This is a genomic window from Hymenobacter plasmatis, assembly GCF_020711255.1.
Classification (GTDB): Bacteria; Bacteroidota; Bacteroidia; order Cytophagales; family Hymenobacteraceae; genus Hymenobacter.
This window is the reverse complement of record NZ_JAJFAW010000056.1, coordinates 1-1601: the sequence shown is the minus strand read 5'-3', so window position 1 is coordinate 1601 and position 1601 is coordinate 1. Positions and strand designations below refer to the sequence as shown.

The following is a 1601-nucleotide window of genomic DNA, read 5'->3' as shown; positions in this document are numbered from 1 at the left end:
TGTCTCGTCCGGCTATAGCTATACAGGTGGGGGTGATAATCCGGCCTGCGCTTTACAGGCCGGGTTGGTAATCCGGATTGGACTTTACAGGTGAGGAAGATACGCCGCGGATTTATTTCCGCCGCTTGGACCAGGTGTCAAGTGGGCGCCGGGCTGGCCGCGGGCTGATAGTAATTTTTCCAGCGGCGCACCAGCGGCCCTTCCTGCTCGTGGGCTTGGCTCGGGGTCAGAAAGTCGCAGCTGCCGTGCGGACGCAGCTCATTGTAGGCCCGCACCGCCCGTGCCACCAGGGCGTCGGCCTGCGCAAAGCCGGGCAGGGTGTTGCCCAAGCCGAATTCGTCCTTCAGGATGCCGTTGATGCGCTCGGCCACGGCGTTTTCGTACGGGTCGCCGCGTTGGGTCATGCTCAGGGCCACGCCGTGGCTTTCCAGCAGGCCGACGTACTCGCGGGCGGCGTACTGCAAGCCCCGGTCGGAGTGGTGAATCAGCGGTCGTTGCGGCTGGGTGCGGGCCCCCAATGCCTGCTGCAGCGCGGCGAGCGTGCCGCGCACCGACAGGTCCGGGTGCAGGCACGCGCCCACGATTTTGTGGGAATACAGGTCGGTAATCAGGCTCAGGTAGCTCCAGCCGCTGAGCAGGCGCACGTAGGTGATGTCGCTGACCCAGACCTGCTCCGCCCGGCTGACAGTTAGGTGTTCGATGAGATTCGGTCGCCGAAATAAGGGCAGGCAGGTGTGCGTGGTCACCACCCGCCGTTTGCGGCGGCGGATGAGCAGGCCGTGGCCAGCCAGCAGGGCAAAGAGGTAGTCCCGGCCCACGCGGGGCGCGAACGCGCCGAGTTGCGGCAACAGCAAAAAATGCAGCTTGCGCGTGCCCAGGCGTGGCAAGGCCTCGCGCAGGTCGGCCACCAGGGCCAGCACCAGGCCGTCGAGCAGCGCCTGGGCCGTGGCCCGGCGCTGGTGGTCGTAAAATGCGTTTCGGGTCTTGCCAAACAGTCCGCAGAGCGTGCCCACACCCACGTGCGGGTACTTCCGGCGCATTATTTCGACGGCTTGGCACCACCCTTTTTTCGGATGTCAATACGATAGGTGGCTTCCGCTTGGTCGATGAGCGTGTGCAACGCCTCGATTTGCCACTGCGCCTGCCGCAGCTGCGCGGCCAGGCCGGCCGGGGCGCCGGCTTCCGCGGCCGACGGGACGGCACCCGGGGGCGGGTCGGCGGCCTGTTCGGCCTGGTAAGCGGCGACCCATTCGCGCAGGGTTTTTTTCAGGCGGAGCCCGTACTTGAGCAGGGCCTCGTCTTCGCGCAGGCGCCCGTCCAGCAATTCCCGGGCAATGTGCTGCCGCTGGGCGCGCGTGAACCGGGGTTGTTTCATTTGGTGGTATACGGGCGAACCGTAGAGTTGAAGCCACTTCCATACCGTGGCATGGCTCACCCCAAACTGCTGCTGCACCTGCCGGCGCAAGTGGCCCGACTCCACCAACCGCACGACTTCCAGCCGGACGGCCATTGGATAAATCTCATATTTCTGGCGCTCTTTGCGCGGCCTACGCTCGTTCATGGAATTCAGAACTAGTGTATAGCTCTGGCCGGACGAGACA

At 65.0% G+C, this 1601-nt stretch carries 2 protein-coding genes; both read right to left on the bottom strand.

Annotated elements, in window-relative coordinates; all coding sequences use genetic code 11:
* Nucleotides 1-137 precede the first annotated feature (137 nt).
* On the bottom strand, nt 138-1040 hold the full coding sequence (locus LJ738_RS21090; protein ID WP_227788332.1) for an IS3 family transposase: 903 nt from the start codon (nt 1038-1040) through the stop codon (nt 138-140).
* A partial coding sequence (locus tag LJ738_RS21085) for a helix-turn-helix domain-containing protein (RefSeq protein WP_227788331.1) occupies nt 1040-1601 on the bottom strand: 562 nt, incomplete at its 5' end. The genes LJ738_RS21090 and LJ738_RS21085, both read right to left, overlap by 1 nt.